10 protein-coding genes are annotated in these 7,365 nt (G+C 53.0%); 7 read left to right on the top strand and 3 right to left on the bottom strand.

The genetic code is table 11. The features are described 5' to 3' along the window. A partial coding sequence (locus ABJQ89_RS14445; protein WP_348496890.1) for a hypothetical protein occupies positions 1-241 on the bottom strand: 241 nt, incomplete at its 3' end. A 12-nt stretch (positions 242-253) separates the two neighbouring features. On the opposite strand from ABJQ89_RS14445, the gene paaD reads away from it, so the two are divergent. The 5 genes from paaD (at position 254) to ABJQ89_RS14420 (ending at position 4,565) form a co-directional block, all read left to right on the top strand. Next, positions 254-715, top strand: coding sequence for a 1,2-phenylacetyl-CoA epoxidase subunit PaaD (gene paaD / locus ABJQ89_RS14440; protein ID WP_348496889.1), 462 nt, complete (start codon positions 254-256; stop codon positions 713-715). An 11-nt stretch (positions 716-726) separates the two neighbouring features. After that, complete coding sequence (gene paaE, locus ABJQ89_RS14435) at positions 727-1,791, top strand: 1,2-phenylacetyl-CoA epoxidase subunit PaaE (RefSeq protein ID WP_348496888.1); 1,065 nt, start codon at positions 727-729, stop codon at positions 1,789-1,791. Positions 1,792-1,887: 96 nt separating this feature from the next. Next, positions 1,888-2,661, top strand: a complete 774-nt coding sequence (locus ABJQ89_RS14430) for a heparin lyase I family protein (protein WP_348496887.1) — start codon at positions 1,888-1,890, stop codon at positions 2,659-2,661. A gap of 170 nt (positions 2,662-2,831) precedes the next feature. Continuing rightward, positions 2,832-3,989 (top strand): cytochrome P450, encoded by a 1,158-nt coding sequence (locus ABJQ89_RS14425; RefSeq protein WP_348496886.1) that lies wholly within the window; start codon positions 2,832-2,834, stop codon positions 3,987-3,989. Between the two features lie 6 nt (positions 3,990-3,995). After that, positions 3,996-4,565: a histidine phosphatase family protein gene (locus ABJQ89_RS14420; RefSeq protein ID WP_348496885.1), complete on the top strand. Its 570-nt coding sequence runs from the start codon at positions 3,996-3,998 to the stop codon at positions 4,563-4,565. Positions 4,566-4,593: 28 nt separating this feature from the next. Here ABJQ89_RS14420 and ABJQ89_RS14415 read toward each other — a convergent pair whose 3' ends face one another. Next, positions 4,594-5,202: a DJ-1/PfpI family protein gene (locus ABJQ89_RS14415; protein WP_348496884.1), complete on the bottom strand. Its 609-nt coding sequence runs from the start codon at positions 5,200-5,202 to the stop codon at positions 4,594-4,596. A 66-nt stretch (positions 5,203-5,268) separates the two neighbouring features. Here ABJQ89_RS14415 and ABJQ89_RS14410 point away from each other — a divergent pair, with 66 nt between their 5' ends. Both ABJQ89_RS14410 and ABJQ89_RS14405 read left to right on the top strand, forming a co-directional pair. Next, positions 5,269-6,273 (top strand): helix-turn-helix domain-containing protein, encoded by a 1,005-nt coding sequence (locus tag ABJQ89_RS14410; protein WP_348496883.1) that lies wholly within the window; start codon positions 5,269-5,271, stop codon positions 6,271-6,273. Between the two features lie 89 nt (positions 6,274-6,362). Then, entirely contained in the window at positions 6,363-7,136 is a 774-nt protein-coding gene (locus ABJQ89_RS14405; protein ID WP_348496882.1) for a hypothetical protein, read from the top strand. A gap of 2 nt (positions 7,137-7,138) precedes the next feature. On the opposite strand, the gene ABJQ89_RS14400 is transcribed toward ABJQ89_RS14405, so the two are convergent. Continuing rightward, the coding region (locus tag ABJQ89_RS14400) for a GNAT family protein (protein WP_348496881.1) at positions 7,139-7,365 on the bottom strand (227 nt) is incomplete at its 5' end.

Below are 7,365 nucleotides of genomic sequence, written 5' to 3'. Positions count from 1 at the left end.
CGAACATCTCGGCCATATCCTCACCCAAATGCAATGGCTGCAACGCGGCTATCCGGGAGCGAGTTGGTAACATGTCGGGAGATGATGACAAAAGCCTTTTGAAATTGGTGATACCCCTTTCGCTAGCCCTGACCTTTGCGATCCTACCCGCGTTGATCAGCGGTAAAACGCAAAGCATCTTGCCTGGTATCGCTATTGCTGTTGTCGCGCTTGCCTTAATCGGGTTGATCGCTTTGCTCATCAGGTGGCTCAAATGACGCGCGCAGCGCTTGACCAAATCTGGGACTGGCTCGATCAAGTGCCCGACCCTGAAATCCCCGTGATTTCCGTTGTCGATCTGGGTATCGTGCGCGGTGTTGAGTGGCAGGACGACACGCTGGAAATTGCTGTTACACCCACCTATTCGGGCTGCCCTGCAACCTCTGTTATCTCTTTGGACATCCAAACCGCGCTGCAAAAACACGGAATCGAAAAAACCCGCATTCGCCAACAATTGTCACCGCCTTGGACCACCGATTGGCTCTCCGACAAGGGACGCGCAAGGCTTGAGGACTATGGCATTGCCCCCCCACGCGCTGCTGGCGGCCCCGAACGGTGCCCGCGTTGCCAATCCAACAATCTCAACCGCATCAGTCAATTCGGCTCCACACCCTGCAAAGCGCAATGGCGCTGCTTGGACTGCCTGGAACCTTTTGACTATTTCAAATGTATCTAACGAGGCACTAAATGGCGCGCTTTCATCCGCTTAAAGTTACCGAGGTTCGCAAAACCATCCGCGATGCTGTTGTTGTCTCTTTACAGACCGAAGGCACTGACGCCTTCACTTTCACACAGGGGCAATATCTCACCTTTCGTAGAGAGATCGAAGGCACCGAAATTCGCCGCTCCTATTCGATCTGCTCTGCGCCACAGGATGGCGTCTTGCAGGTTGGCATCAAGAAGGTCGATGGTGGCGCGTTTTCCACATGGGCCAATGACGCGTTAAGCGCGGGAATGACACTGGATGCCATGGAGCCAATGGGCAAATTTCATACGGAACTAGACCCTAATCAGGCTAAAACCTATCTGTGCTTTGCGGGCGGCTCTGGCATCACGCCAATCTTGTCGATCCTGAAAACCACCCTCGATTGTGAGCCGCACAGCCGAATGACCTTGGTCTATGCCAACCGCGGCGTGAACACGATCATGTTCCGTGAGGAACTGGAAGACCTCAAAAACAACTACATGGGCCGTCTCAATATCATCCATATTCTAGAAAGCGACGCGCAAGAAATCGACCTATTCACAGGCCGCATTGATGAAGCAAAATGCGCGGCTCTTTTTGAGTATTGGATCGATATCAAGACCGTCGACACCGCGTTTATCTGCGGCCCAGAACCGATGATGATAAGCATCGCCACTGCGCTCAAGGAATATGGCCTCAATAAAGAACAAATCAAATTCGAACTGTTTGCCTCCTCTCAACCCGGTCGCTTGAAGCGCAAAGCCAAGTCAGAGCAGACTCAAACGCAACTCGGTGAAGCAACCGTCATCATGGACGGCACCGCGCGTTCGGTTCCATTGACAAAGGATCAATCGGTCCTCGACGCAGCGCTCGACGGTGGCCTTGATGCACCCTTCGCCTGCAAGGCCGGTGTCTGTTCGACCTGCAAATGCAAAGTGATCAAGGGCGAGGTTGAAATGGTGACCAACCACGCGCTGGAAGACTACGAGGTTGAACAAGGCTTCGTATTAAGCTGCCAGTCTTTTGCGCTCAGTGACGATGTGACGGTCGATTACGACCAGCACTAGCCCCGCAAATTTCCTGACTAGCGCAAACGCCCTGACATGATACCTTTGCCGAAAAACATTTCGGCAGACATCAATAGACAGGCTTTTGTTAACACCATGACCTTGCGCAGTTTCCTTATCAATTCCCTCGCCTCTTTCGCCCTCCTATTGACGGCAAGCACGGCAGGCGCGAACCCGACCTACACAGATACCGACTGGAACGCGACGCTAAAAGCAGGCTGTGGTTTACCCGAACCCAAGGGCGGCAAAGATAGCATCGCTTGGGTGCAAAAGGGGCAGGATCGAAAGCTACTTTTCACCTTGCAAAAGGGTCAGGTTGGGACGTGTTCCACCGACAACCAAGCCCGTCATCGCGCAGCTTTTTGGGAGCGTGCAGAACTCTCGCAGCATGGCGGGATCAGCCTTGGGAAAGTGAATACCATTGAATTCGAAGCGACCTTCCTCGACGGGTTTCGCGGCGAACGTGAAACCTTTTTTCAGATTCACAACTGGTCCAGAACCTGCAACGCGTCCCCGCCCCTTATGATGAAAATGCATAAGGGCAAGTTGCAGGTTCTCACGCTTCAAGGGGTTCGCGTTCAAAACGGTATTCTCGAAAAGCAGGGCAAGCACCGCTCTGTTTATCGCAAGACGACGAAGATCAAAAAGCTGATTGGTAAGCCTTCCAAGTTTCGCGTTGTCTTTGACGCACGCGGTGTCGATCGCGGCACGCTCGATGTTTACCTCAACAACAAACAACTCGTGAAAGACGCGCGTATTGACTACGCCAGTTGTGCAAAGCCCTACGCAAAGATCGGCATTTATCGCCCCGGCGGCGTGTCGCGGACCTCGCAAATCGTCTTTGACGATGTTCTGCTCACCAATAAATAGCCTGCCAAAGCCACGCATCGCGTTTGCAATCAAGCTTCAAGATAGAGTCAAATCGGCTTAATCCCGTTTTAGCCAACTCTGGGATCGAACGATTCAGCTTGGTCTCGTTGCAAGTGCATCTCCTTTACGCGATAGTTTTGTAAGGCCAGCGTTTGGCAGGAGCGTTTGCAATGAAACCACCAATCTATCACATCTCGCTCGATGCCTTCTGGCGCGATCCCTATCCCGATCTCAAAACGATGCGCGCAGAAGCCCCCGTCGCATTTGTGCCTGAGCTGGGCGCAACGCTGATTTCACGGCGCGATGATATTTTCGCCCTTGAAAAGAAGATCGACTTTTTCTCATCGAACCAACCCGAGGGGTTGATGACCCAACTGATCGGCCAAAACATGATGCGCAAAGATGGCGATGCGCACATGAGCGAACGGCGTGCGATCTTTCCCACGGTGTCGCCCAAAACCGTCAAAAACCTTTGGATGCAAGACTTCGAAAATTTCACGAGCACCATTTTGGAACGCGTCTTGCCGCTTGGTGAAATCGACATGGTCACCCTTGCAAAGGAACTCAGCGGTGAAGCCTTGCGCGCGCTGACGGGCCTGACGAATATGACTTGGCAGGAAATGGATCGCACCAGCCAAGGTATCATCGATGGTTGCGCAAATTATGCAGGCGACCGCGCTATTGAAGCCAACTGCAATGACTGCACCGCCTCTATCGATGCACACATTGACGCGCGGCTCGCTGTGCTTAAAGACGCGCCCGATTCCTCGCTTTTGTCAGTGCAATATCAAGCGGGCTTATCGATGGATCAAATCCGCGCCAACATAAAGCTCGCCATCTCGGGTGGTCAAAATGAACCGCGCGATGTGATTGCAGGCATGATTTGGGCGCTGCTCACCCATCCTGATCAATTGGCTTTGCTGAACTCGGGGCAGGCAAATTGGATGGATGCATTTAACGAATACACCCGCTGGCAATCTCCCATTGGCATGAGCCCCCGCCAAATGGCGCAAGATTTTGAGGTACACGGCATCACGTTGAAAAAGGACGAACGCGTCTTTTTCATGTTTGGGTCAGGCAATCGCGATGAACGCAATTTTGCACGCCCTGATATATTCGACCTCACCCAAGACAGCAGTAAATCCATCGCCTTTGGCGCGGGTCCGCATTTCTGTGCTGGGGCATGGGCCTCACGCGCTTTGATCGCCGATGTTGTCCTGCCAAGCGTGTTCAGATCGCTGCGCAATATGCGGTTGAACGGTAACACCGAATTTGGCGGCTGGGCCTTCCGTGGCCCTCTGAGTGTGCCCGTCGTTTGGGACACCTAAGTTACGATGCAAATCATTATCATGCGGCACGGTCAGCCGGAACTGGACCTCGACGATCTTAAGAAAATACGCATGTCTGCGAGGGCTGTAGGTGACATTGTTGCACGCTATGAACAGGCCGATCTCGCGGCAGATAGTGAACCAAGCGAAGCGGCTCTCGAACTCGCTCAGACCTGCTCGCGCGGTTTTTGCAGCGAACTGCCCCGCGCGATTGGTTCCATCGAAAAGCTCGGCCTGAGCGAAAAAACAACGATTGATCCTGACTTCACGGAATCCGCCCTGCCCTTTCTCACATGGGCTCGGCCAAACCTCACTTTCTTCACATGGTGCATTCTATTTCGCATCACTTGGTTGTTTGGTTTTTCCCAAAACGGCGAACACATCCGCGGCGCAAAAACCCGCGCGAAACGGTGCGCGGAAAGGCTCATTGCAGACACGAAAGAGGATGAAACGACACTGCTCCTCGGTCATGGTATCATGAACCGTCTGATCGCCCGTGAGCTTAAGCGCAATGGTTGGCGCAAGATCGCTAGCAGTGGCGAAAACTATTGGGCTATTTCAACATACATACGTTGAAACCGCACAGCTCCCCCCAAGATCAAAACTAAATAAGCCCTGCCAACGTCGCAAACGGATCACGCTGGGCATCTTCGTGCCATGTGTATTCGCAGCCAACGGCCATCTCTCTCGCAGCGTCAATGCCGAACAAATCCGCAAGAACCGCAAGCGACATGTCCATACCCGCAGACACGCCCGATGATGTGAAAAACTTGCCATCTTCAACCCATCGCGCCTGTTTGACCCAGTCGACTTTCGGCGCTAGCGGTACAGTCGCCGTAAAATCAATCTTGTTCGTCGTGGCCTTGCGCCCGTCCAAAATTCCAGCGATCCCTAATAAAATCGTACCTGTGCAAACCGCCATGACACGCTCTGCATTGTCAGAGGCGCGCCTGATCCAATCCATCGTTTCGCTATCGTCCACCAGCTCCAGCGCCGCATCCCCACCCGGGATAAAAAGCAAATCGTAATCGTCCTTCTCGGACAAAATACGGTCCGGAACGATCCTTTGACCATGTACGCTTGGTACTGGGTCTAAGGTCTGCGCGACAGTTACCAGCTCTATCTCATCGCGCATGCTGCCAAGCATTTCAATCGGCCCAAAATAGTCCAGTGTTTGAAACCCCGGAAAAACCATCGCACCAAGCGTTCTCATTTGCTCTACCTCATGTTGAAATTCCACCCCTGTACTATCAATTCCAGCGCTGGCATAAATGACAAGATGACAGCGATTTATGCCAAACCTAATACACCGCCCGTGCGAAACGTCTTATTCGTGGCTTACCACGACATTGTCCTTTTGGACCTCGTCGGGCCGCTTCAGGTATTCACCCATGCACGCGAGGCAGGCGCAAAGGTGAACGCCTATCAAACCCATGTTCTCTCTGCTCAAGGCGGACAGGTTGAAACCAATACGATCCTTCCTATTCCAACGGAACCGTTGGACCATTGGTTGAGTTCCGACGCCAACATTCACACAGTGATCATCGTCGGCGGAGATGGCGCGCTGCCTGCGACCCACGATCCCAAGCTTGTCGATGACATCGCCCAATTGGCCAATCGCGCCAAGCGGGTCTGTTCGATTTGCTCCGGCGCCTTGTTGCTTGCTGCGACTGGCCTGCTTGATGGTCGCCGTGCCGTCACCCATTGGGAAGATTGCGATGATCTTACACGGCTATTTCCCCTAGTTAGGCTCGAAATTGATCCGATCTTTGTCAAAGACGGGAAGTTCTGGACATCTGCAGGTATCACTGCGGGCATCGATATGGCGCTGTCGATAATTGAAGAAGATTTAGGCAAGCAATCTGCGATCAATATGGCCCGCTCGCTCGTCACGCCGATGATGCGCGCGGGTGGGCAATCCCAGTTCAGCCCTGAGTTAAACCGCCAAGCGCGCGACACAACGGGGCGCTTTACTGCGCTGCACGACTGGATCAAATCCAACATCACCACGCAAATTTCAGTCGAGGACATGGCGGAATTCTGCGGCATGAGTCCGCGAAATTTCTCACGTCGCTACAGCCAAATTATCGGTCTCTCTCCCGCCAAGGCCATCGAAATCCAACGTATCGACATTGCCCGCGATTTATTGATGACCACACAAAACAGCATCCAATCCATCGCGCGCGATAGCGGGTTCCAAGACGTTGAACGCATGCGTCGCGCTTTCCTACGCACGGTTCACACATCGCCCATGGACTATCGCAAACTGTTTCAAGCCACCTAATCCTGCTTGATCGAGTGTCGCTGCAGTATTAATATTTTCAGAAAAGCAGTCACAAAACGGGCCAAAGCCCAAGCAGCAGCAGTAAACCGATGACCCTACGCACATTCCTTGCGAAAGCGGCCCTTTTTATCGTTCTCGCACCCCAAGGCGCGATGGCGCAGGCAGAGCCGACCTACACTGACAGCGATTGGAATGACACATTCTATGCAATCTGCGGAATGCCTGAACCCGTGACCGGCATAGAGGCCGCGAAATGGGTGCAAGGTGGGGCCGACACAAAACTACTGTTTACAGTACACAAAGGTCAGGTCGGTGCGTGCCAAACTGACGACAACAGAGGACGTGGTTCTGCTCATGTTGAGCGGGCAGAAATTACCCAAATTGGCAGGATGGCGCTTGGTCGCTTGAACGTCATCGAGTTCGAGGCCACCTTCACTGAAGGATTTCGCGGCGAAAAAGAAGACTTCTTCAAAATTCACAATTGGTCGGAAACCTGCAATTCGGTTTCACCTTTGGTGATGCGTATGCATCGCGGAAAGCTGCAAATCGAGGGGCTAAAAGGCGTCAAATTCAACGGGACAGAGATCACTCGAAAAGGTAAACGCCGCTCAATTTACAACAAATCCATTTTGGTCAAATCGCTCTACGGTAAACCCACTCAGTTCCGCATCCATTTTGACACGCGTGGGCCTGGCTATGCGTGGACAAGCGTTTTCATAAACGACGATCTTCTCGTCGATCGCGCACCCGTCGATTTTGCCCCCTGCGCCCTACCCTATATCAAGTTCGGGATATACCGGCCCAGCAGCGTCAATCGAACGTCCCAAGTCGCCTTTGATGACGTCCGCATTACACAGCAGTAAATTCAAGGCACCAGCAAGCGTTCTTTCTGACGACCCTCAGCATCGAAATTGCCCTCTGCTAGCCACGTCTCAAACGCGGCGCGTCGGATTGGCCACTCAGCCTTCAAAATCGAGAACCACGCAATGTCACGTTGCCAGCCGTCAACAACAGCGGCATTGCGCCATGTCCCTTCATGCTGAAATCCCAAGTTTAACGCCGCTTTGAAAGACGCCGTATTTTGCGCTTGGC

The organism is Planktotalea sp. (assembly GCF_039984035.1).
In the GTDB taxonomy this organism is placed as follows: Bacteria; Pseudomonadota; Alphaproteobacteria; order Rhodobacterales; family Rhodobacteraceae; genus Planktotalea.
The sequence above is the reverse complement of the archived record's forward strand: the minus strand, read 5'-3'. Positions and strand labels throughout refer to the sequence as shown.

Bases quoted from the DNA above. Each gene is read 5' to 3' on its own strand.
- ABJQ89_RS14410 (WP_348496883.1), top strand. From the start codon at position 5,269: ATGACAGCGATTTATGCCAAACCTAATACACCGCCCGTGCGAAACGTC.
- paaE (WP_348496888.1), top strand. From the start codon at position 727: ATGGCGCGCTTTCATCCGCTTAAAGTTACCGAGGTTCGCAAAACCATC.
- ABJQ89_RS14415 (WP_348496884.1), bottom strand. From the start codon at position 5,202: ATGAGAACGCTTGGTGCGATGGTTTTTCCGGGGTTTCAAACACTGGAC.
- ABJQ89_RS14420 (WP_348496885.1), top strand. From the start codon at position 3,996: ATGCAAATCATTATCATGCGGCACGGTCAGCCGGAACTGGACCTCGAC.
- ABJQ89_RS14430 (WP_348496887.1), top strand. From the start codon at position 1,888: ATGACCTTGCGCAGTTTCCTTATCAATTCCCTCGCCTCTTTCGCCCTC.
- ABJQ89_RS14425 (WP_348496886.1), top strand. From the start codon at position 2,832: ATGAAACCACCAATCTATCACATCTCGCTCGATGCCTTCTGGCGCGAT.
- ABJQ89_RS14405 (WP_348496882.1), top strand. From the start codon at position 6,363: ATGACCCTACGCACATTCCTTGCGAAAGCGGCCCTTTTTATCGTTCTC.
- paaD (WP_348496889.1), top strand. From the start codon at position 254: ATGACGCGCGCAGCGCTTGACCAAATCTGGGACTGGCTCGATCAAGTG.